This is a genomic window from Pseudomonas sp. ICMP 561, assembly GCF_002699985.1.
GTDB lineage: Bacteria > Pseudomonadota > Gammaproteobacteria > Pseudomonadales > Pseudomonadaceae > Aquipseudomonas > Aquipseudomonas quasicaspiana.
The window spans coordinates 25,724-47,294 of record NZ_LKBT01000006.1 but is presented as its reverse complement, the minus strand read 5'-3'; the positions used below and the strand labels follow the sequence as shown (position 1 = coordinate 47,294).

The window sequence follows — 21,571 nt, the reverse complement described above, 5'->3', positions numbered from 1 at the left end:
CGCGGATCCAATGGCTTGCGAAAGGCGAGGCGTACGATGAGCAAAGAAGTACTGCTGGTTGTTGAGTCGGTGTCCAATGAAAAGGGCGTTCCGGCAGATGTGATTTTTGAAGCGCTTGAGTTGGCCCTGGCCACCGCGACAAAAAAACGTTTTGAAGATGAAGTTGAGCTGCGTGTAGAGATCAACCGTCAGACGGGTAACTACGAGACGTTCCGTCGCTGGACAGTAGTCGAAGATGAAGATCTTGACGATCCAGCGTACGAGCTGGCTGTCGATCAGGCTCAAGAGAAAAGACCAGGTGCCGTAGCCGGTGACCTGATCGAAGAAAAAATCGAATCCATCGAGTTCGGCCGTATCGCCGCGCAGACTGCCAAGCAAGTTATTGTGCAGAAAGTTCGCGAAGCCGAGCGTGCGCAAGTGGTTGACGCCTATCGTGAACGACTGGGCGAAATCATCTCCGGCACTGTCAAGAAAGTTACCCGTGACAACGTTATCGTTGACCTGGGCAACAATGCCGAAGCGCTGCTGGCTCGTGAAGACATTATTTCCCGCGAAACCTTCCGTGTAGGTGTCCGTCTAAGGGCTCTGCTGAAGGAAATTCGCACCGAAAACCGTGGCCCGCAGCTGATTCTGTCGCGTACAGCGCCAGAGATGCTGATTGAGCTTTTCCGCATTGAAGTGCCGGAAATCGCTGAAGGTCTGATTGAGGTGATGGCTGCCTCTCGTGACCCGGGTTCACGTGCAAAAATCGCTGTTCGCTCCAAGGACAAACGAATCGACCCGCAAGGTGCCTGTATTGGCATGCGTGGTTCGCGAGTTCAGGCTGTTTCGGGCGAACTGGGTGGCGAACGAGTGGATATCGTCCTGTGGGATGACAATCCGGCTCAATTCGTCATCAACGCGATGTCCCCGGCTGAAGTGGCGGCAATCATCGTAGATGAAGACGCCCATGCAATGGACATCGCGGTCGGTGCCGACAACCTGGCTCAGGCCATTGGTCGTGGCGGTCAGAACGTGCGTCTGGCCAGTCAACTGACCGGTTGGACCCTGAACGTAATGACCGAATCGGACATCCAGGCCAAGCAGCAAGCAGAAACCGGCGACATCCTGCGCAACTTCATCGACGAGCTGGAAGTCGACGAAGACCTGGCGCAAGTGCTGGTAGATGAAGGCTTCACCAGCCTGGAAGAGATTGCCTATGTACCGGTGGAGGAGATGCTCAACATCGACGGCTTTGACGAGGAAACCGTCAACGAGCTTCGTGCTCGGGCCAAGGATCGTTTGTTGACCAAAGCCATCGCTACAGAGGAAAAGCTGGCAGACGCCCATCCGGCCGAAGACCTGCTCTCGCTTGAGGGTATGGACAAGGATTTGGCGATGGAACTGGCGGTGCGCGGCGTAATTACCCGCGAAGACCTGGCCGAGCAGTCTATTGACGATCTGCTCGACATCGACGGCATTGATGATATTCGTGCCGGCAAGTTGATCATGGCCGCCCGAGCCCACTGGTTCGAGTAATTAGGCGCGGCCTGAGGAGAGAAGTGCATGACGCAAGTCACGGTGAAACAACTGGCCGATGAGGTCAAAACACCGGTAGAGCGCCTGTTGCAGCAGATGCGTGAGGCAGGTCTGCCGCACACCGCCGCCGAAGAAAAGGTGACTGACAGTGAGAAGCAATCTTTGCTGACTCACTTGAAAAGCAGTCACAAGGCGAAAGTGGAAGAACCACGCAAGATCACGCTGCAGCGTAAAACCACCAGCACCCTGCGTGTTGCTGGCAGCAAAAGCATCAGCGTTGAAGTACGCAAGAAGAAAGTATTCGTGCAGCGCAGCCCGGAAGAAATCGAGGCCGAGCGCAAGCGCGAGCTTGATGAGCGTCGCGCCGTAGAAAATGCTGCTCGTCAGAAGGCTGAAGAAGAAGCCAAGCGCCGCGCCGAAGAAGAAGCGCGTAATCAGCCTTCAGCGCCAGCACCTGCTGCCTCTGAAGCCGTAGCTGCGCCAGCTCCGGTTGCCCAGCCTGTTCAGGAAGCACCTGCTGCACCTGCTCCGGCACCGGTTGCCGAAGTGCGCAAGCGTGATGAACAGCGTCGCCCGGACAAACCGCGCAGCGATGATCGCAACGCTCGTGGTGGTGACGGCGATCGCAAGAACGCCCCGCATCGCGCCTCTGTTAAAGAGAAAGCGCCAGCGCCACGCGTTGCACCGCGTACCACTGACGAAGAAAGCGATGGCTTCCGTCGTGGTGGTCGTGGCAAGGCCAAGCTGAAGAAGCGTAACGCTCACGGCTTCCAGAGCCCAACCGGTCCTCTGGTTCGTGACGTGAAAATCGGTGAGACCATCTCTGTCGGCGACCTGGCACAACAAATGTCGGTCAAGGCAGCTGAGATCATCAAGTTCATGTTCAAGCTGGGCACCCCAGCCACCATCAACCAGGTTCTGGATCAGGAAACTGCCCAACTGGTTGCTGAAGAACTGGGCCACAAAGTGACCCTGGTCAGCGACACCGCCCTGGAAGATTCCCTGGCAGAATCGCTGAAGTTCGAAGGTGAGACGTTCTCCCGTGCTCCGGTTGTGACCGTAATGGGCCACGTTGACCACGGTAAGACTTCCCTGCTCGACTATATCCGTCGTGCCAAGGTTGCTGCTGGCGAAGCCGGTGGTATTACCCAGCACATCGGTGCTTACCACGTTGAAACCGAACGCGGCATGGTCACGTTCCTCGACACCCCGGGTCACGCTGCGTTTACCGCAATGCGTGCTCGTGGTGCCAAGGCGACTGACATCGTGATTCTGGTCGTTGCTGCTGACGATGGCGTGATGCCACAGACCATCGAAGCCGTGCAACACGCCAAGGCTGCCGGTGTTCCGCTGGTAGTTGCAGTGAACAAGATCGACAAGCCGGGCGCTGACCTGGACCGCATCCGCAGTGAACTGTCGGTTCACGGCGTGACGTCCGAAGAGTGGGGCGGTGAAACACCGTTCGTTTCGGTCTCCGCGAAGATGGGTACCGGTGTTGACGAGCTGCTCGAAGCGGTACTGCTGCAGGCTGAAGTTCTGGAACTGACTGCAACTCCGTCGGCTCCTGGCCGTGGTGTTGTTGTTGAGTCCCGTCTCGACAAGGGCCGTGGTCCAGTTGCTACTGTTCTGGTTCAGGACGGTACGCTGCGTCAGGGCGACATGGTCCTGGTCGGTTCGAACTATGGCCGTGTTCGCGCCATGCTCGACGAGAACGGCAAGCCAATCAAGGAAGCAGGTCCATCCATTCCGGTCGAGATTCTCGGCCTGGACGGTACACCGGACGCTGGCGACGAGATGAGCGTAGTGGCTGACGAGAAGAAAGCCCGTGAAGTGGCTCTGTTCCGTCAAGGCAAGTTCCGCGAAGTCAAACTGGCCCGTGCTCACGCTGGCAAGCTGGAGAACATCTTCGAGAACATGGGGCAGGAAGAGAAGAAGACGCTTAACATCGTCCTCAAATCTGATGTCCGTGGTTCCCTGGAAGCTCTGCAGGGCGCATTGAACGGCCTGGGTAACGACGAAGTGCAAGTGCGCGTAGTCGGCGGCGGTGTCGGTGGTATCACCGAGAGCGACGCTAACCTGGCGCTGGCTTCCAACGCTGTACTGTTCGGTTTCAACGTGCGTGCCGATGCTGGCGCTCGCAAGATCGTCGAGCAGGAAGGTCTGGATATGCGTTACTACAACGTGATCTACGACATCATCGAAGACGTCAAGAAAGCCCTTACCGGTATGCTTGGCAGCGATGTTCGAGAAAATATCCTGGGTATTGCCGAAGTGCGTGACGTGTTCCGTTCGCCGAAGTTTGGCGCGATTGCTGGTTGCATGGTCATTGAGGGCGTTGTCTTCCGTAACCGTCCGATTCGCGTACTGCGTGAAGACATCGTTATCTTCGAAGGCGAGCTGGAATCCCTGCGTCGCTTCAAGGATGACGCTTCCGAAGTTCGTGCCGGCATGGAGTGCGGTATCGGCGTCAAGAGCTACAACGACGTCAAAGTCGGTGACAAGATCGAAGTCTTCGAGAAGGTCCAAGTGGCTCGCAGCCTCTAAGTCGCGAGCTATAGGAGCCATGGCAGGTCTTCGCATGCAAATGCCGCAGACCCTGTCATGGGCTCAACACGCAACGCCCGGTCCGACATCTGTCAGGCCGGGCGTTTGCCGCTTTCAGACCGCGAGGGTTTCGCCCCCGGTCAGTATCAGGTAGCAAAACATGGCAAAAGAATATAGCCGTACCCAACGCATTGGCGATCAGATGCAGCGTGAGCTGGCTCAACTGATCCGTCGCGAAATCAAGGACCCGCGTGTCGGTCTGGTCACCATCACTGCGGTTGATGTCAGCCGCGACGTGGGTCACGCCAAGATTTTCATGACCGTCATGGGGCAGGACAGCGCAGAAGAAATTTCGCAGACCATCAAGGTGTTGAACTCCGCTGCAGGCTTCCTGCGGATGCAGTTGGCCCGTGAAATGAAACTGCGCAGCGTGCCTCAGTTGCACTTCCACTACGACGAAAGCGTCGTGCGTGGTGCGCACCTGTCGGCCCTGATCGAACGTGCAGTTGCCGAAGACGGCCAGCATGCCGGTGACGCGCCGCAAAGCACCAAGCCAGCAAGCAACGAGGAATAAGGCGTGGCTCAGGTCAAGCGCATTCGTCGTAACGTCAGCGGGATCATCCTGCTCGACAAACCGCTGGGCTTCACTTCCAACGCGGCTTTGCAAAAGGTGCGTTGGTTGCTCAATGCCGAGAAAGCCGGCCACACCGGCAGCCTCGACCCTTTGGCCAGTGGCGTCCTGCCATTGTGCTTTGGTGAAGCCACCAAGTTCTCGCAATACCTGCTCGATTCAGACAAGTCCTACGAAACCCTGGCGCAGTTAGGTAAAACCACGACTACCGGCGATGCCGAAGGTGATGTTTTACAGACGCGTCCGGTGACCGTTGGTCGTGCCGATATCGAGGCGGTTTTGCCGCAATTTCGCGGTGAAATCAGCCAGATACCACCGATGTACTCTGCGCTCAAGCGTGACGGGCAGCCGCTCTACAAGCTCGCTCGTGCCGGGGAAGTAGTGGAGCGCGAACCGCGTTCTGTTACTATTGCGCGCCTGGAATTGCTCGAAAGTGATGCAGACACTGCACGCTTCTCGGTCGATTGCAGCAAAGGTACATATATACGTACCCTGGTAGAAGACATTGGTGAGAAACTGGGTTGCGGTGCTTATGTCGCGCAACTGCGTCGTACACAGGCCGGACCTTTCAGCTTGACCCAGACGGTCACCCTGGAAGAGTTGGAGCAAGTGCACGCCGACGGCGGTAACGAAGCGGTTGATCGCTTCCTGATGCCATCGGACAGCGGTTTGCAGGACTGGCCGTTATTGCAGTTTTCGGAACACAGTTCGTTTTACTGGTTGCATGGTCAGCCAGTAAGAGCACCGGACGCGCCGCAGTTCGGCATGGTTCGGGTGCAGGATCACAATGGTCGCTTCATCGGTATCGGTGAAGTGAGCGAAGACGGGCGGATCGCGCCACGTCGTTTGATTCGGTCAGAATGACCGAACCTCGGGTCATGTGAATGATCCGGGAGAGGATGGCTGTTAACAGGCACGGTCATTCCTCATCTTTTAATACAAGGGTTTGCCCTTGGCCTGTTGAAACCGCTCTTCGGAATGGTTTCCTGATAAAAGGATTGCCCACATGGCACTCAGCGTTGAAGAAAAAGCTCAGATCGTAACCGACTACCAGCAAGCTGTTGGTGATACTGGTTCGCCAGAAGTGCAAGTTGCACTGCTGACCGCCAACATCAACAAACTGCAAGGCCACTTCAAGGCCAACGGTAAAGATCACCACTCGCGTCGTGGTCTGATCCGTATGGTAAACCAGCGTCGTAAGCTGCTGGATTACCTGAAAGGTAAGGACGTTAGCCGTTACAGCGCCCTGATCGGTCGTCTGGGTCTGCGTCGCTAATAACGACTCGGATAGAGGTTGGTTGTCTGTCGTTGTCTTACCGTTTTTCGGTAAGGCTGGCAGGCTCCCAGCCTCTAGTTGTATCTGGACAGTCGTGGGGCCGATTCCCCGCACCGCCCAAGAATTCGCAAGAAACCAGTTCCCCAAGAGCCACAAAGAAGGTAGGAAACCGTGAACCCGGTAATCAAGAAATTTCAATTCGGTCAATCGACCGTAACCCTCGAGACTGGCCGTATTGCCCGTCAAGCTTCAGGTGCTGTATTGGTCACCGTTGACGACGACGTCACCGTACTTGTGACTGTGGTCGGCGCCAAGACAGCAGACCCAAGCAAAGGCTTCTTCCCACTTTCCGTGCACTACCAGGAAAAAACCTACGCTGCAGGTAAAATCCCTGGTGGCTTCTTCAAGCGTGAAGGCCGTCCTTCCGAAAAAGAAACCCTGACTTCCCGTCTGATCGACCGTCCGATCCGTCCGCTCTTCCCGGAAGGCTTCATGAACGAAGTGCAGGTTGTCTGCACCGTCGTTTCCACCAGCAAGAAAACCGATCCGGACGTCGCTGCGATGATCGGTACTTCGGCTGCTCTGGCAATCTCCGGCATTCCTTTCGATGGCCCGATCGGCGCAGCTCGCGTTGCTTTCCACGAAAGCACCGGCTACCTGCTGAACCCGACCTACGAGCAACTCAAGGCTTCGAGCCTGGACATGGTTGTAGCCGGTACCGAAGAAGCCGTTCTGATGGTTGAATCGGAAGCCAAAGAGCTGACTGAAGACCAGATGCTGGGCGCAGTACTGTTCGCCCACGACGAATTCCAGTCGGTGATCAAGGCTGTTAAAGAACTGGCCGCCGAAGCTGCCAAGCCTACCTGGGCCTGGACGCCGAAGCCTGAAGCCACTTCGCTGCTGAGCGCTATCCGCGCTGAGTTCGGCGACGCGATTTCTCAGGCTTACACCATCACTGTAAAAGCTGACCGTTACGCGCGTCTGGGCGAGCTGAAAGATCAGATCGTTGCCAAACTCGCTGTAGAAGAAGGCAGCCCGTCTGCCAGCGAAGTCAAAGCAGCTTTCGGTGAAATCGAATACCGCACCGTTCGCGAGAACATCGTTAACGGCAAGCCACGTATCGACGGTCGCGACACTCGCACTGTACGTCCGCTGAACATCGAAGTCGGTGTTCTGCCGAAGACTCACGGTTCGGCTCTGTTCACCCGTGGCGAAACTCAGGCACTGGTTGTTGCCACTCTGGGTACCGCACGTGACGCGCAGTTGCTCGATACCCTGGAAGGCGAGAAAAAAGACCCGTTCATGCTGCACTACAACTTCCCTCCGTTCTCGGTGGGCGAGTGTGGTCGCATGGGTGGTGCTGGTCGTCGTGAAATCGGTCACGGTCGTCTGGCTCGCCGTTCGGTTCAGGCCATGCTGCCTGCCGCTGACGTGTTCCCGTACACCATCCGTATCGTCTCGGAAATCACCGAGTCCAACGGTTCCAGCTCCATGGCTTCCGTTTGCGGTGCTTCCCTGGCGCTGATGGATGCTGGTGTACCGATGAAGGCACCTGTTGCCGGTATCGCCATGGGTCTGGTTAAAGAAGGCGAGAAGTTCGCCATCCTGACCGACATCCTGGGTGACGAAGACCACCTGGGCGACATGGACTTCAAAGTAGCCGGTACCGCTAAAGGTGTTACCGCGCTGCAGATGGACATCAAGATCAAAGGCATTACCGAAGAAATCATGGAAATCGCTCTGGGCCAAGCCCTGGAAGCGCGCCTGAACATCCTCGGTCAGATGAACCAGATCATTGGTCAGTCGCGTACCGAGCTGTCGGAAAACGCTCCGACCATGATCGCGATGAAAATCGATACCGACAAAATCCGTGATGTTATCGGTAAAGGTGGCGCGACCATCCGTGCGATCTGTGAAGAGACCAAAGCTTCGATCGATATCGAAGACGACGGCTCGATCAAGATCTTCGGCGAAACCAAGGAAGCGGCTGAGGCAGCACGTCAGCGCGTTCTGGGTATCACTGCTGAGGCCGAGATCGGCAAGATCTATGTGGGCAAGGTTGAGCGCATCGTCGACTTCGGCGCATTCGTCAACATCCTGCCTGGCAAGGACGGTCTGGTTCACATCTCCATGCTGAGCGATGCTCGCGTTGAGAAAGTGACTGACATCCTGAAAGAAGGCGAGGAAGTCGAAGTGCTGGTACTGGACGTCGACAACCGTGGCCGCATTAAGCTGTCGATCAAAGACGTTGCTGCTGCGAAAGCATCGGGCGTCTGATCTGTCGATCGGCAAGTAACAGAAAAGGGATCCTTCGGGATCCTTTTTTTATGTGTGTAATTAAGTAGTTACGGAACTTTCTTGTGAGGCGGGCAAAGCATGCATCTTGCACGCGAAAGTAGTGGCGAGCGGGCAATCTGCACGATTCCGAAATTCAGGTGTTTTTATAAGTGTCTGATTTTATTGGCTTTTAAGGCTGTTTCATTCTTGGCACAGCGCTTGCGATATATACCAGTAACCCTGCTGCCACTTGCTGGCGCAGTTTCTGAGAAAAACAGGAGTTACTCGTATGAAGAAGTTCGCTATTGCTGCTGCCACCGCTACTGCACTGACTCTGACTATGGCCAACGCTGCCTTCGCTCAGACCGCCGCTACCCCAATGGTTGTAGCTGCTAACACCACTACTCAAGAAGTGAAAGAAGATACTTCTGACACTTGGATCACCACTAAAGTCAAAGCTGACCTGCTGACTGAAAAAGGCATCCCAGGTTCGGACATCAAGGTTGAGACCAACAAAGGTGTGGTTTCCCTGTCCTCCATGGTCAAAGTGACCGAAGCTCAGAAAAACACTGCCGTCGCTATCACCAAGAAAATCAAAGGTGTTAAAGACGTATCGGCTGCAGGCCTGAAAGCTGAGTAATCAGACATTCATCGCTGAACGAGTAAAGGGATTGGCGGGTGACCTGGATGGGTAACCGCTGATTCTGGAAAGGTTCATGCGAAGGACTACAGGGATGTGGTCATTAAAAGCCCCGGCGGAAACGTCGGGGCTTTTTCTATTGCTGAAGGTTTGATGACTGATGTTTTCATCGTAGGACCGGCTTTAGCCGGGAGAGGGTCGATACACCCACCACATCTATTGTGTCTTGAGTGATGTCCTCCCGGCTAAAGCCGGTCCTACGGGGATTTGCGTAGCAACTTCAGTTCCCGCGCTTGCTGTCTATCCTGACCAGCCGACCACCTTCAAAGCGCAGGTACTGATACATGCCGTGGTCCGGCCCGTAGATCCATTCTTCAATCTTCACCTCTTCGGACTGGCGGTAATTACCGCTGAAGGTCTCCTTGGTGCCGATGACTTCCTGGCTGACGGGCATACCGCATTTCTGCTGCACCTCGAACGCACGGTCACCCGCGCTAATGAGTTGGCTGCCGCAGCGCAAAGTAGAAGCCTGAGCTGAAGCCGACAGTGCCGCCAGCACTGCGAAACATGAAATCAAATAAATGCGCATAGCGTTAAGTTACTCACTGTCCAGATGCAATGGACTGATCACGCTGCCATCTTTCTCTGCCTGACCAAGCCTGGCATCGACGAAATAGACGCGCTCGTCTTCAAGTTTGCCTTTGTCCACAAGGTAATCCTTGATACTGCTGGCACGATTCTGCCCGAGCTCTCGCAACAGTACCTCGTTGCCGCTCCAGAACTGAATAATCTCCGCGCGCATCTTGTTGGAGCGCTCCTCCTTGCCCAGATCCGCCCATTGCGCCGGCGGCTGCTTCTTCAGGCGGGCGCGGTAAATGCCTTCCAGCATCGGCGCTTTTTCATTGTCTGGCACATTAACCATTGCGGCTCTGGCCGGAACCTTGTCGCCGCGGCGCTGCAGGATCTTGTAGTACGTGTACTGGTATTCGCGTTCAAGACGCTGCTGGGCGAGGAACGGGCCATCGCTGCTTGCTGCGCTGGTGCCTTCAATCTCAAGACGCAGAGTAGGGCGCTCCTTGAGCGCTGCTGCTAGCTTATCCAGTGCTTTCTGGGTATCAGGGCTGAGGTCGGTGGCCCCTGGCGCAAATCTGATGCTGCTCAGGTCCTCCGAGCCTCCGCCACTGACCAACCCGCCAATGAAGTTGAACGGTGCTGCTGCCGCGCGTACCACCAGGTTACGCAGGGTCTGCCAGACAATCGGCATGACGCTGAACTGCGGGTTGTTCAAATCGCCTGATACCGGCAGCTCAATGGATATCCGTCCATTGACGTCTTTGAGCAGCGCAACGGCCAGACGCAGGGGAAGGTCCACGGCATCCGGGCTGTCAACCTTCTCGCCCAACTCCAATTGCTCGACCACTACCTTGTTTTCAGCCTTCAGCTGGCCTTTGGTGATCTTGTAATGCAGGTCCAGATTGAGTCGGCCTTTGCGGATGCGATACCCGGCGAACTTGCCCGAGTAAGGTGTCAGTGTGGTCAGCTCCACGCGTTTGAAGCTGGTGGCGATGTCCAGCGCAGACATCGGGTCAAACGGGTTCAGGCTGCCTTTGATGGTGACTGGCGCATAACGGTCAACCTTACCGTTCACGTTTACAGTGGCAGGATTGGACTGGCGATTATCCAGCGTGCCGATGCGTCCATTGAGTTGTTGAACGGCGGTGGCGAAGTTCGGTGTCAGGCTGAAGTCAGCAAAGTTGGCCGAGCCGTCATTGATATTCACTTCGCCGATACGAATGCCCAGCGGCTTTTCCTTACGGGCCGAAGCGCTGGTTTTCGCGACTGGCTTTTTGTCTGCCGGTTGCGGGATCAGCAGGTCATCGATGTTGGTCGTCCGGTCGTTGTTGATCATGAAGCGGGCGTAAGGCTGCTCCAGATTGACCTTGGCAATGTTCAGACTGTCGCCGTGCTCATAATTGAGGCCTTCCAGCGTGAGCTTTTGCCACTTGAGGAAGTCACGTTTTTTCTGCGTATCCAGCGTGTGCAACTGTTCGACTTGCGCCTTGCCATTGATGTTGAACGCCAGTGGCTCGGTGCTTTTAAGATTGACTGCCAGATCGCTACCCAGCATACCGCTGCGCAGTTCCAGCTGAATGAACGGGCTGATATAAGCCTGAGCAACACGTAGATCGATATCTCTGGTGGTGACCTGCAGCTTTGCACTCACCGGGTTCAGATTAACGTCGCCCGCAGCGGTAAGCTTGCCCTGCTTGCCGACGCCGGTATCAAGCTTCAGGGTAAACGGTGATTTGTTCAGGCTGTCGAAGTTCTGCATGTCCAGATTCAGCGGACCCACGTCCAGAGCGACCGGCTCTTTCTGGCTACGGTCTGCAAGGTGAACCTGATAGTCACGCAGTTGCACGTCTTTGAGCAGTACTTGCCACGGCTTGGAAGGCGCAGCGGGTTTGGCAGCCGGTAGTTGAGTGTCGGCTGTAGCAGGTGCCGGTGCAGCCTTGTCGTCCACCGCAACTTTCTGTGCAGACGAGGCTGTTGATTTGGCAGCAGGTTTGGCGGGCTGGCTGGCGAACAGCTTTTGCCAGTCCAGTTGACCATCAGCCTCCAGCGCTGCCCAGGTTTCCAGTCGGGTACTGCGGATCTTTCCGACAGTGACCAATTGTTTAGCCAGGTCGACGGAGCTCTCGGTTACTTCAAGACGCTGCAAGCGCGCCAGTGGGCGTCCATCCGGAGCGTCAATGCTGAGAGGCGCAATGCTTAGCGCAGTGTCAGTCAGCTTGAGTTCGGTTTCTTTCGAAAGATTGAGCGAATAGGCCGTGCTGAAATTGAGTACGCCGTCTTTTAATACCAGTGGCAGGGCGTCACGTACATAAGGCCACCAAAGCTTCATCTTGCTGTCAGTGACTTTCAAAGTGCCTTCGGAAGTAATTGGAATCAGGCTTATACGTCCGACCCAATCAATCTGGCCGCCATCCGGGCCTGCGGCGACCAGTGTCATATCCGCATTGTCTTCAGGCAATGTGCTGAGGTTTTTCAGCTCAAAGTTCAGTTTGTCGTAAAGGAACTCAATCGGTTCGCTGGGGCGCATGTCTTGAAAATGCACGTAACCGTCGGCCAGCTTGATCTGATCGATGCGCAGCGGGAAGGGCTTGCTGGCGGGTTCCTCGGCAGCAGCAGGGTCGCTCGGCGGCAGCTTGAATAGCTGAGTCAGGTTCAGCGCGCCGTTTTTATCGAATAACAGCTCTGTCTTGGGCTTGATCAACTCAATAGCCTGCAAGTGCAGGGCGCGGGTCCACAGACTATCGATCTGCAGATCGGCGTAAAGCTTTTCAAAACCAACCTGTTCTTTGCCCGGTGCGCCGATATTCAGGCCCCACAGGGTCAGTTCCAGGCTGTAGGGGTTGAATTCAATGCGCTCCAGGCGTGCCGGAACGGTGGAATAGTTCTCCAGTTGCTGGTTGGCAATGCGCAAACCAACACCGGGCAAAATCAGAAAGCCCAGAATGCTATAGAGTCCGAAAACGACCAGAAGGGTACCAATCGCGCGTATCAATCCTTTGGACATGTGAGGCGTCGTCTCTCTTTATCGGACTTTATGGGAGCTCCTTGGAGTATGGCATGCCAATCTGGTTCCGAAGGCACCGCCTCTCCATGTTGTGGGATATTTCCCTAAACTCTGTACGGCAATCAGAGATGCAAGATCAGGGTCTTCAGCGGTGGCTGATTGTCCATTGAAGGGAAGTCTGCAGCGGGCGGCATGACCTGCCAATCTCGGACCGGGCGCCCGATCTTGGTTGCGCAGCGCAATACCTGCTCGCGCCAATCATCCATGCTGACTTTTGCCAGATTGTTGCAGCAGATCAATACGCCATTGTCGGCGGTGGTCAGCAGCGCAGGCTTGAGCAGGCTTTGATAATCGCGCAGCAAGTCCACGGTGCCAAAAGCGCTTTTCGCCCATGCAGGTGGGTCGAGCAGCACCAGATCGTACTGACGCTGTTCAAGCTTCACGTAATCCGGCAGTTTGTGACCGCGTCGCTGAGTGATGGGCAAGCCTGCCAATTGACGGATCGCCGGAAAGTAATCGGATTGAATGAACGACATGCCAGGCAGTTGCGGATTAAGTGCACCGTTTTCACGACCCACTGCCAGGTTGCCTTCGGCGAAATCCAGATTACACACCTCACTGGCACCGCCCGCCGCAGCGCTCAGGCCAACACCGCAGGTGTAAGCGAACAGGTTGAGTACGCTTTTGCCTTTACTGTGCTGCTTGACCCAGCCCCGGGTGTTTCGCAGGTCGAGAAACAACAGCGGATCCTGCCCGGCATGCCGCCCGCGCACACGGTAATTGAGACCCCATTCGTGGCCAATCAGGTCTTCCAGTGCGGCGGGTTCGGCCTTGTAGACGGCGTCTTCGCGATCAATCCGCGAGTTGCCTTGGGAGCGGTCGTTGTAAACCAGCAGTAGATCCAGGCCAAGCCGGGCGTTTACGGCGGCATGCAGCTCAAGCAAGGCATCGCGCTCCAGACGTGTATGGAAGCTTTGCACCAGCAGTTGCGGGCCGTAACGGTCGAGGGTCAGACCGCTCGCGCCTTCCTGGCTGCCGTGGAACAGCCGGTAACAGTCCGTACCTTGCTGATGCAGCTCAGCAAGCAGCGGTTGACGGTTATCGAGGGCGACGCTGAGCGCCTGAATCAAGGAAGACATGCAAAGCGCCTAGGCAGGATGTAGGCGCGGCAGTTTATCAGGTAAGACCTGTCATCACATTTCACATGTCCTGTTGGAGCGAGGCTTGCCCGCGAAGGCCGTTCCCCGTTCTATCTGATATACCGGGGCGACTGGTTCGCGGGCAAGCCTCGCTCCAACAGAAAGGGCCCACTAACCTGTGGAGGTTTCGATTACCGCGCCAAAGCCAGCGCCACGCCCTGACCACCGCCAATACACAGCGTCGCCAGACCTTTTTTGGCATCGCGCTTGATCATCTCGTGCAGCAGAGTAACCAGTACCCGGCAGCCTGATGCGCCAATCGGGTGGCCCAAAGCAATGGCTCCGCCGTTGACGTTGACCTTCGCCATGTCCCAACCCAGCTCTTTACCGACAGACAACGCCTGCGCGGCGAAGGCTTCGTTGGCTTCGATCAGCTCCAGTTGCTCAATCGACCAACCTGCTTTATCCAGGCAGCGACGCGTCGCGCTGACCGGGCCGATGCCCATGATTGCAGGGTCAACACCGGCATTGGCATACCCGGCAATACGCGCCAGCACAGGCAAGCCCAACTCAGCCGCCTTGGACGCACTCATCAGAATGACCGCCGCTGCGCCATCGTTGAGCGAAGAGGCGTTACCGGCCGTTACCGAACCATCCTTCTTGAACGCCGGTTTGAGTTTGCCCAGGGTTTCAGCGGTGGTCCCTGCGCGCGGTTGCTCGTCGGTGGCGAAAGCTACAGGGTCGCCTTTGCGCTGCGGGATCAGAATCGGCGTGATCTCATCCACGAAGCGTCCGCTTTCAATCGCAGCAACGGCTTTCTGCTGGGAGGATGCAGCGAACGCATCCTGAGCTTCGCGGCTGATTTCGTACTTGTCAGCAAGATTCTCCGCCGTGATGCCCATGTGATAGTCGTTGAATGCATCCCACAAGCCATCGCTGATCATGGTATCCACCAGCGTGCTGTGGCCCATGCGCAGACCGGTTCGTGCGCCCGGCATAACATAGTTGGACAGGCTCATGTTTTCCTGGCCGCCTGCAATGATCACCTCGGCGTCGCCACAGCGAATGGCTTGAGTGGCCAGGTGCAGAGCCTTGAGGCCCGAGCCGCAGACTTTATTGAGGGTCATTGCCGGAACTGCAAACGGCAGGCCTGCCTTGATCGCTGTCTGACGCGCCGGGTTCTGACCGGCACCGGCCGTGAGCACCTGCCCCATGATGACTTCATCGACCTGCGCACCCTCAAGTCCGGTCTGCGCCAGGAGTTGGCGAATAACCGCTGCGCCCAGATCGACTGCGGAGACATTCGCCAGTGAACCCTGGAAACTTCCGACAGCGGTACGAGTGGCGGCAACGATAACGACGTCTTGCATGGCGCGGATCCTCATTCTTATTGGGTTTACGTCAGGCACAGAGCAGACGGCCTGATTCGTTTTGATCAGAAGACATGTTGGCACAGAAGGCGGGAGAGCTTCCAACCGAGAACTGGGCAGTCTTGGTTTTGGCGATCAGAGGCCCATCCGCCGCTGCGCCCGATGAATCGACCCGTTGCGAACAGCCCAGCGCAACACTGGCGCGCTGCGCTTTACGCTTGCGCGGACCAGGTGTCGCTGGAGTGCGGTCTGCTGCACGTCCAACATCTCGCTTGCCCAGTCCGGTAGCAGGTCAATACCCGCCTGCATCATCAGTGCGCCCATGGGTTTGGCCAGCAGACTTGGTGCGGGTGCGTTGAGCAGGATGCGCAGCACTTCCCGGCTGCGCTCGTCGCACAGTAATTGAGGGCGTATCTGTTTCAGGTACTCGGCAACGGCCCGGGCAGAGCGGGGCACATTCCGGGCGCCGAGACGCTCTGCGATCACGGCGGTTTCGTCGTAGTACTTATCCTGATCTGCCAATGAAAGTTCAGGATTCAGGTAGCGAAGGTGCGCCGCGAGGAAGTTGCTGACTTCGGCTACGTGCACCCATGTCAGCAAATCCGGGTCGCTTGCGGCATAAGGTCGGCCATCTGGCGCGGTGCCGGTGACTTGCAAATGGATGGTCCTGACTTTATCGATCAACCAGTTGGCGTCGTGGGTTGAGCCGAACGTCGTGCCCGAAATGAACTGCCCGGTGCGCCGCAGCCGGCCGAGCATGTCCTGACGAAAGTTGGAGTGATCCCACACGCCCGCCAGCGCCAGTGGGTGCAAGGCCTGCAGCATCAGAGCGCTGATGCCGCCAATCAACATGGAGGGAAAGTCCCCGTGTACTCGCCAGCAGACGGCGTCTGGCCCGAACAGACCCGGATCGCCCTTGGGATTTTCCAGATCGAGTTGGCCGAGAGACAAGCCCGTCAGGCTCATGACCTGGGTTTCGATACGACTGCGGATGAATTCCATGGGGTCTCGGCAAGTAAAAGCGTATTAACGCAGGACAGGCTTTAGCCGGGAGAGGGCCGGTAGAACTGCTGAATTCCTTCGATCTGGAATGGCGCCCTCCCGGCTGAAGCAGGTCCTACGGATTGAGGCTATACACGACTTAGCGACCATGCCTCGCTTCTGTCACCGATTCAAGTTTTGTCGGCAATGCCGTAGATATCTGTTACCTGCGCTCACTAAATCCTTCAAATATAGGCCTGTTCCGACAGACTTCTCTCTTTCCTGTGAGTGAAGTTTCCTAGAAAATCCTGACCCCTCGCGTGGGTGAATTTTGCTCTCTAGGCTGCGCCGGTCACTGCTCATCAGTGATCGGGTTTAGCAGCCTGTTTCGCAATTTCTACGACGCGCTTTACCGCTTATGGCGGCTTTGCGTGGGGCACTTTCGAGTGCGCCGGTTTTGTAGGTTGCGCCGGTCTGCTAACCCGCGACAAAGCTGCCACCTCTTGTCTGTTTAGCAGCGAACATCCGGTGGCCCTAACGGGAGCAACCTGCATGAAAAAAGTAACACCGGATCCACCCAACATCTCTCTGGAAGAATCCCTGCTGCACGTCAGCGAACTCCTGCGTTGCGCTGCTGCCACGGCTTACGAGTCTGGTGACAGCCTCAATGGCCCGACACGTGACCTGGCATTTTCAGTGGTGCACTTGATTGGCATGGCCAGAACCGAACTGGATCGCTCGTTGGCGCGGGTGGAGGCGCACTGAGCCGGGCGCAGGAGTGCAATCCTCCGCTTTTGATTTCGTAGGACCGGCTTTAGCCGGGAGGGCGGTATTTCTGCCGAAAGAGATTCGGTGAATGCCCCGAAGTCCTCCCGGCTGAAGCCGGTCCTACGGGATGAAAGCAGAATCGTTAGGCCTTGCGTTTCGCCCTTGTTAATCTGCATTTACACCCTAAAACACAAAACCCGCCGTCTCTTGCGAGAACAGCGGGTTTAGGTGGCGCTTGAGATCGATCAGCCGCGGTGACGGCCGCGGAAGTAGTTGATCAGACCTTGAGTCGAAGCATCATCGGCTGGCGTTTCGGTGCCGCCGGTCAGGCGTTGGTAAACGGCTTTGCCCATTTCCTTGCCCAGCTCCACGCCCCACTGGTCAAAGGCATTGATGCCCCAGACCACGCTTTGCACGAACACCTTGTGTTCATACATCGCCACCAGCGCACCCAGGCGACGAGGGCTGATGCGCTCGACCACCAGGGTGTTGCTCGGACGGTTACCCGGAATGACCTTGTGTGGTGCAAGCTTCTGCACGTCTTCTTCGCTCAGGCCTTTGTCGCGCAATTCGGTTTCGGCTTCGGCGCGGGTCTTGCCAATCATCAGGGCCTGGCTCTGGGACAGGCAGTTGGCGTACAGCCACTGATGGTGATCGGACACCGGATTGAAGCTGACAATCGGTACGATGAAATCAGCCGGAATCAGTTGGGTGCCTTGATGCAGCAACTGGTGATAAGCATGCTGGCCATTGCAACCTACGCCGCCCCAGATTACCGGGCCAGTGTCGGTCAGCGCAGGCGTACCGTCTTGACGAACGCTTTTGCCGTTGGACTCCATGTCCAGCTGTTGCAAGTGCTTCGTGATGTTACGCAGGTAGTGATCGTACGGCAGGATCGCGTGGCTCTGCGCACCCCAGAAATTACCGTACCAGACGCCCAGCAAGCCCAGCAGCACCGGCATGTTCTGTTCGAACGGTGCGGTCAGGAAGTGCTGATCCATGGAATACGCGCCGGACAACAGCTCCTTGAAGTTGGACATGCCGATGGCCAGCGCAATAGGCAGACCAATGGCCGACCACAGCGAGTAACGACCGCCGACCCAGTCCCACATCGGGAAGATGTTCTCTTCGCGGATGCCAAACGCCACGGCTGCGGCGTTGTTGCTGGAAACAGCGATGAAGTGGCGATACAACTCGGCCTCGGAACCCCCTTGTGCCAGATACCAGGCACGCGCCGCGGTGGCGTTCTTGAGCGTTTCCAGAGTAGTGAAGGTCTTCGACGAAACGATGAACAGCGTCGTTTCCGCACGTAGCTTCATGGTCAGTTCGTGGAATTCACTGCCGTCGATGTTAGCCAGATAATGACAGCGCACGCCTTTCTGCGCGTAGGACAACAGCGCTTCAGACACCAGCTCAGGGCCGAGGAACGAGCCACCGATGCCGATGTTAACCACGTCGGTGATCGGCTTTTCGCTGTAACCGCGCCACAGACCATCGTGAATGCGGCCGACCAGATCGGTCATCTGGTTCAGCACTTTGTGCACATCCGGCATCACGTTGACGCCATTGACGTTCAGCTTGTCGCCCACTGGGCGGCGCAGCGCGGTGTGCAGCGCAGGGCGACCTTCGGAAGAGTTGACCAGTTCGCCGTCATATTGCGCCTTGATGGCGTCTTTGAGGCCTACTTCGTTGGCCAGCTTGACCAGCAAGTCACGCGTTTCGGCGTTGATCAGGTTTTTCGAGTAATCGAGAAACAGTCCGCAGCTGCTGAGGGTGAACTGGTCGAAACGCTGCGGATCAGCATTGAAGGCTTCGCGCATGCTGAAATCCTGCATGGCTTGGCGGTGTTGGTTGAGCGCTTGCCATGCAGGCAGAGCGGTCACGTCAGAAGGGGTGCGGTAGTACGCCATCGCTGCGGGTTTCCTTGTACTTGGAACTGGCTAAACACTGAAAGCGAAGATAAGCAGACTTTTTAATCGTGACACCAAGACTAAACATTATGTGCGGCTGTGTCTGCGCCTGAACTGCTCGGTGCCCGGTACTATTTCACATGTTGCTGTCTGTTGGATGAACAGACGCGATGAAACCGGTACGAATAGGGCATTGCGGGTGGTGCTAAGTTCATTGCCTGATTATAAGCCCGCCGTTTTTACATAACGAATATGAACTGACATGCTCGCGGCTAAAGCCGCTCCTACGGATGGCGCATAGGCGTAGGACTGGCTTTAGCCGGGAGAGGTCCGGCACATTCGCCACGTATCCTCTGTCGGGGCAGGTGCTCGCGGCTAAAGCCGCTCCTACGGATGGCGCGTAGGCGTAGGACTGGCTTTAGCCGGGAGAGGTCCGGCACATTCGCCACGTATCCTCTGTCGGGGCAATGTGCTCGCGGCTAAAGCCGCTCCTACGGATGGCGCATGACCGTCGGACTGGTACATTCGCCGCATATCCTCCGCCAGGAGAATGTGGCTCATAACCGTGGGACCGGCTATGGCTCTAGTGCTGCTCTCGATTCAAATGCAGGTTGTCGATCAAACGGGTCTTGCCCAGAAAAGCCGCTGCCAGAATAACCAGATCGTCGTCCTGAGCCGTTGCAGGGCGCAGGCTGGTGGCTTCGCGGATTTCCAGATAGTCCGGGCGCAACCCTGCTGCTTCGAGCTGGCGCTTACCGGCGTCCAGCAAAGTGACGAAGTTTTTGTCGCCACTATCAACGGCTGCACCGATCTGCTGGATGACCTTGTACAGCACAGGCGCGATCGCGCGTTGTTCTTCATTGAGGTAACCGTTACGCGAGGACAGCGCCAGGCCGTCGTCGGCGCGCACGGTCGGCTCACCAATGATCTGGATCGGCATGTTCAGGTCGCGAACCAGCGCACGAATGACCGCCAGTTGCTGAAAGTCTTTTTCACCGAACACCGCCAGATCAGGCTGGACCATGTTGAACAGCTTGCTGACCACCGTTGACACGCCATCGAAATGGCCGGGACGACTGGCGCCGCACAGACCTTCAGAGATAACCGGCACGCTGACCACGGTCTGATCCTTCATGCCATGGGGATACATCTCTTCGACGTTGGGCGTAAACAGCAAATGACAGCCAGCCTCAAGCAGCCTTTCCTGATCGGCAGCCAGGGTGCGAGGGTAGGTCGCCAGGTCTTCGTTGGGGCCGAACTGCATGGGGTTGACGAAAATAGTCGCTACCACGAAGTCCGCGCGCTGCGCTGCTTTGGTGACCAGGGCCGCATGGCCGCTGTGCAGGTTGCCCATGGTCGGCACCAGGCCGATCCGCTTGCCTTCACTGCGGGCGCGAGCGATGGCAGCGCGTAATTCGCGTACGGTTTTTACTGTGTTCATGCCGAGAATCCGTGTTCAGTGCCGGGGAAGCTGACGTCTTTGACGGCGCTGACATAAGCGCGCAAGGCCGCCTGAATGTCTGGCTGGCCGACCATGAAGTTCTTCACGAATTTGGGCACGCGTCCGGTAATGGAAAGGCCAAGCATGTCGTGCATGACAAGCACCTGGCCGTCAGTGGCACTGCCCGCACCAATGCCGATGACCGGGATTTTCACGGCATGGCTGATTTCCTGAGCCAGTTCGCTCGGCACGCATTCCAGCAAGAGCATTGCCGCACCGGACTGTTCCAGAGTGATGGCGTCTGCACGCATTTGCCGTGCCTGGGATTCCAGGCGACCTTGAACCTTGTAACCGCCCAGCACATTGACCGATTGCGGAGTCAGGCCCATGTGTGCACAGACCGGGATACCACGGTCTGCCAACAGTCGAATCGACTCCGCTAGCCATGCTGCGCCTTCAATCTTGACCATGTGCGCACCGGCCTGCATCAGCGCAGCGCTGTTGGCGTAGGTTTGCTCAAGGGTGGCGTAGGACATGAAAGGCAGATCGGCCATGATCAGCGCGCCCTGATTACCGCGTTTCACGCTCGCGACGTGATAGGTCATGTCGGCGGTGGTCACGGGCAGTGTGCTGTCATGCCCTTGCAGGACCATGCCCAACGAGTCGCCGACCAGCAGCACTTCGACGCCTGCTTCGCTGGCGGCATGGGCAAAGGTCGCGTCATAGCACGTCAGCATGGTGATCTTTTCACCTTTCTGCTTGAGAGCCTGCAACGACGTTACGGTGATATCTGGCATGGAAAAGTCCTCTGTCAGGCGCGGTGAACACTACGGCGAGCGGCTCGTGAATTCATCCGTTTCAGGCAGGCACACCGTCATGTGCGGTGTTTAAAAGCAGCCGGCTTGCGCCCATAAGCCAGCGAACAGGCTGGCGGGACGCCTATCTTCGTGACGAGGGGGGATTAAGTCAATTGCCTGTGTTACCGGTGAGTTACCGGTTGAGCACTGTGTTACCGGGCATCTGGCTATTACGCCTGTGGCACTAAACGCTCAATGCCTTCAAACGGGCAGCGGGTCAGCAATTTGCTCAGGGAGCGACCATCGGCCAGTTGCAGATCCGGCGCAAGTTCGGCCAGTGGGTAGAGCACGAAAGCCCGGGCCTGCATGTGGTAATGCGGCACTTTGAGACGGGGTTCGTCGATCAATCGCTCACCGAATACCAGAATGTCCAGGTCCAGTGTGCGTGGGCCCCAGCGTTCGGTGCGTTCACGGCCTTGATCCAGTTCGATAGCCTGTAGCGCGTCAAGCAGGGCAAGCGGTTCGAGGGTGGTGTCCAGCGCTGCAACGGCGTTGGTGTAACGCGGCTGATTGGGCAGCAGCGAGTCGCTTACATAGAAGGAAGAGACACCGACCCACTGGCTCTGCGGCAACCGGGCCAATGCCCTTATGGCATGACGCAGTTGCTCGGCGGGGGCAGCCAGATTACTGCCCATGCCTATA

General features: G+C 57.0%; 17 protein-coding genes. 8 read left to right on the top strand and 9 right to left on the bottom strand.

The window, feature by feature from the left end; all coding sequences use genetic code 11:
- Positions 1-36 precede the first annotated feature (36 nt).
- The 7 genes from nusA to AO242_RS06380 all read left to right on the top strand — a co-directional run bounded on the left by nusA (position 37) and on the right by AO242_RS06380 (position 8,886).
- Complete coding sequence (nusA, locus tag AO242_RS06415) at positions 37-1,518, top strand: transcription termination factor NusA (protein ID WP_027900325.1); 1,482 nt, start codon at positions 37-39, stop codon at positions 1,516-1,518.
- 27 nt (positions 1,519-1,545) lie between these two features.
- Positions 1,546-4,062: a translation initiation factor IF-2 gene (gene infB / locus AO242_RS06410; protein ID WP_027900326.1), complete on the top strand. Its 2,517-nt coding sequence runs from the start codon at positions 1,546-1,548 to the stop codon at positions 4,060-4,062.
- 160 nt (positions 4,063-4,222) lie between these two features.
- Positions 4,223-4,636: a 30S ribosome-binding factor RbfA gene (gene rbfA / locus AO242_RS06405; RefSeq protein WP_027900327.1), complete on the top strand. Its 414-nt coding sequence runs from the start codon at positions 4,223-4,225 to the stop codon at positions 4,634-4,636.
- A gap of 3 nt (positions 4,637-4,639) precedes the next feature.
- Positions 4,640-5,557: a tRNA pseudouridine(55) synthase TruB gene (gene truB, locus AO242_RS06400; RefSeq protein ID WP_099268114.1), complete on the top strand. Its 918-nt coding sequence runs from the start codon at positions 4,640-4,642 to the stop codon at positions 5,555-5,557.
- 142 nt (positions 5,558-5,699) lie between these two features.
- Complete coding sequence (rpsO, locus tag AO242_RS06395) at positions 5,700-5,969, top strand: 30S ribosomal protein S15 (protein WP_002555121.1); 270 nt, start codon at positions 5,700-5,702, stop codon at positions 5,967-5,969.
- A gap of 171 nt (positions 5,970-6,140) precedes the next feature.
- Complete coding sequence (gene pnp, locus AO242_RS06385) at positions 6,141-8,246, top strand: polyribonucleotide nucleotidyltransferase (protein ID WP_027900330.1); 2,106 nt, start codon at positions 6,141-6,143, stop codon at positions 8,244-8,246.
- Between the two features lie 289 nt (positions 8,247-8,535).
- Positions 8,536-8,886 carry a BON domain-containing protein gene (locus AO242_RS06380; protein WP_099268112.1) on the top strand — a complete coding sequence of 117 codons (351 nt, stop codon included), beginning with the start codon at positions 8,536-8,538 and terminating at the stop codon, positions 8,884-8,886.
- 280 nt (positions 8,887-9,166) lie between these two features.
- On the opposite strand, the gene AO242_RS06375 is transcribed toward AO242_RS06380, so the two are convergent.
- The 5 genes from AO242_RS06375 to AO242_RS06355 all read right to left on the bottom strand — a co-directional run bounded on the left by AO242_RS06375 (position 9,167) and on the right by AO242_RS06355 (position 15,974).
- Complete coding sequence (locus AO242_RS06375) at positions 9,167-9,475, bottom strand: DUF2845 domain-containing protein (protein WP_099268111.1); 309 nt, start codon at positions 9,473-9,475, stop codon at positions 9,167-9,169.
- Positions 9,476-9,484: 9 nt separating this feature from the next.
- Positions 9,485-12,463 (bottom strand): DUF748 domain-containing protein, encoded by a 2,979-nt coding sequence (locus AO242_RS06370; protein WP_099268110.1) that lies wholly within the window; start codon positions 12,461-12,463, stop codon positions 9,485-9,487.
- Between the two features lie 122 nt (positions 12,464-12,585).
- Positions 12,586-13,602 (bottom strand): class I SAM-dependent rRNA methyltransferase, encoded by a 1,017-nt coding sequence (locus tag AO242_RS06365; RefSeq protein WP_099268109.1) that lies wholly within the window; start codon positions 13,600-13,602, stop codon positions 12,586-12,588.
- A 191-nt stretch (positions 13,603-13,793) separates the two neighbouring features.
- The gene (locus AO242_RS06360; protein WP_099268108.1) at positions 13,794-14,972 is read right to left on the bottom strand and encodes an acetyl-CoA C-acetyltransferase; all 1,179 of its coding nucleotides are present in this window, start codon (positions 14,970-14,972) and stop codon (positions 13,794-13,796) included.
- 135 nt (positions 14,973-15,107) lie between these two features.
- On the bottom strand, positions 15,108-15,974 hold the full coding sequence (locus AO242_RS06355) for an oxygenase MpaB family protein (RefSeq protein WP_099268107.1): 867 nt from the start codon (positions 15,972-15,974) through the stop codon (positions 15,108-15,110).
- Positions 15,975-16,505: 531 nt separating this feature from the next.
- Between AO242_RS06355 and AO242_RS06350 the strand changes: the two genes are divergently transcribed.
- Positions 16,506-16,718, top strand: a complete 213-nt coding sequence (locus AO242_RS06350) for a DUF6124 family protein (RefSeq protein WP_099268106.1) — start codon at positions 16,506-16,508, stop codon at positions 16,716-16,718.
- Positions 16,719-16,966: 248 nt separating this feature from the next.
- Here AO242_RS06350 and pgi read toward each other — a convergent pair whose 3' ends face one another.
- The 4 genes from pgi to folK all read right to left on the bottom strand — a co-directional run bounded on the left by pgi (position 16,967) and on the right by folK (position 21,564).
- Complete coding sequence (pgi, locus tag AO242_RS06345) at positions 16,967-18,631, bottom strand: glucose-6-phosphate isomerase (protein ID WP_027900338.1); 1,665 nt, start codon at positions 18,629-18,631, stop codon at positions 16,967-16,969.
- A 583-nt stretch (positions 18,632-19,214) separates the two neighbouring features.
- The gene (panC, locus tag AO242_RS06340) at positions 19,215-20,072 is read right to left on the bottom strand and encodes a pantoate--beta-alanine ligase (RefSeq protein ID WP_099268105.1); all 858 of its coding nucleotides are present in this window, start codon (positions 20,070-20,072) and stop codon (positions 19,215-19,217) included.
- Positions 20,069-20,869 (bottom strand): 3-methyl-2-oxobutanoate hydroxymethyltransferase, encoded by an 801-nt coding sequence (gene panB, locus AO242_RS06335; protein ID WP_099268104.1) that lies wholly within the window; start codon positions 20,867-20,869, stop codon positions 20,069-20,071. Before panB ends, panC begins: the two co-directional genes overlap by 4 nt.
- A 230-nt stretch (positions 20,870-21,099) precedes the next feature.
- Positions 21,100-21,564, bottom strand: a complete 465-nt coding sequence (gene folK, locus AO242_RS06330; protein ID WP_080238132.1) for a 2-amino-4-hydroxy-6-hydroxymethyldihydropteridine diphosphokinase — start codon at positions 21,562-21,564, stop codon at positions 21,100-21,102.
- Between the last annotated feature and the right edge of the window lie 7 nt (positions 21,565-21,571).

What these genes read in the sequence shown, in the direction of transcription:
- rpsO (WP_002555121.1), top strand. Translation starts at nt 5,700, where the DNA reads ATGGCACTCAGCGTTGAAGAAAAAGCTCAGATCGTAACCGACTACCAG.
- AO242_RS06370 (WP_099268110.1), bottom strand. Translation starts at nt 12,463, where the DNA reads ATGTCCAAAGGATTGATACGCGCGATTGGTACCCTTCTGGTCGTTTTC.
- AO242_RS06380 (WP_099268112.1), top strand. Translation starts at nt 8,536, where the DNA reads ATGAAGAAGTTCGCTATTGCTGCTGCCACCGCTACTGCACTGACTCTG.
- AO242_RS06375 (WP_099268111.1), bottom strand. Translation starts at nt 9,475, where the DNA reads ATGCGCATTTATTTGATTTCATGTTTCGCAGTGCTGGCGGCACTGTCG.
- AO242_RS06355 (WP_099268107.1), bottom strand. Translation starts at nt 15,974, where the DNA reads ATGGAATTCATCCGCAGTCGTATCGAAACCCAGGTCATGAGCCTGACG.
- rbfA (WP_027900327.1), top strand. Translation starts at nt 4,223, where the DNA reads ATGGCAAAAGAATATAGCCGTACCCAACGCATTGGCGATCAGATGCAG.
- AO242_RS06360 (WP_099268108.1), bottom strand. Translation starts at nt 14,972, where the DNA reads ATGCAAGACGTCGTTATCGTTGCCGCCACTCGTACCGCTGTCGGAAGT.
- folK (WP_080238132.1), bottom strand. Translation starts at nt 21,564, where the DNA reads ATGGGCAGTAATCTGGCTGCCCCCGCCGAGCAACTGCGTCATGCCATA.
- panB (WP_099268104.1), bottom strand. Translation starts at nt 20,869, where the DNA reads ATGCCAGATATCACCGTAACGTCGTTGCAGGCTCTCAAGCAGAAAGGT.
- infB (WP_027900326.1), top strand. Translation starts at nt 1,546, where the DNA reads ATGACGCAAGTCACGGTGAAACAACTGGCCGATGAGGTCAAAACACCG.
- pgi (WP_027900338.1), bottom strand. Translation starts at nt 18,631, where the DNA reads ATGGCGTACTACCGCACCCCTTCTGACGTGACCGCTCTGCCTGCATGG.
- panC (WP_099268105.1), bottom strand. Translation starts at nt 20,072, where the DNA reads ATGAACACAGTAAAAACCGTACGCGAATTACGCGCTGCCATCGCTCGC.
- AO242_RS06350 (WP_099268106.1), top strand. Translation starts at nt 16,506, where the DNA reads ATGAAAAAAGTAACACCGGATCCACCCAACATCTCTCTGGAAGAATCC.
- AO242_RS06365 (WP_099268109.1), bottom strand. Translation starts at nt 13,602, where the DNA reads ATGTCTTCCTTGATTCAGGCGCTCAGCGTCGCCCTCGATAACCGTCAA.
- nusA (WP_027900325.1), top strand. Translation starts at nt 37, where the DNA reads ATGAGCAAAGAAGTACTGCTGGTTGTTGAGTCGGTGTCCAATGAAAAG.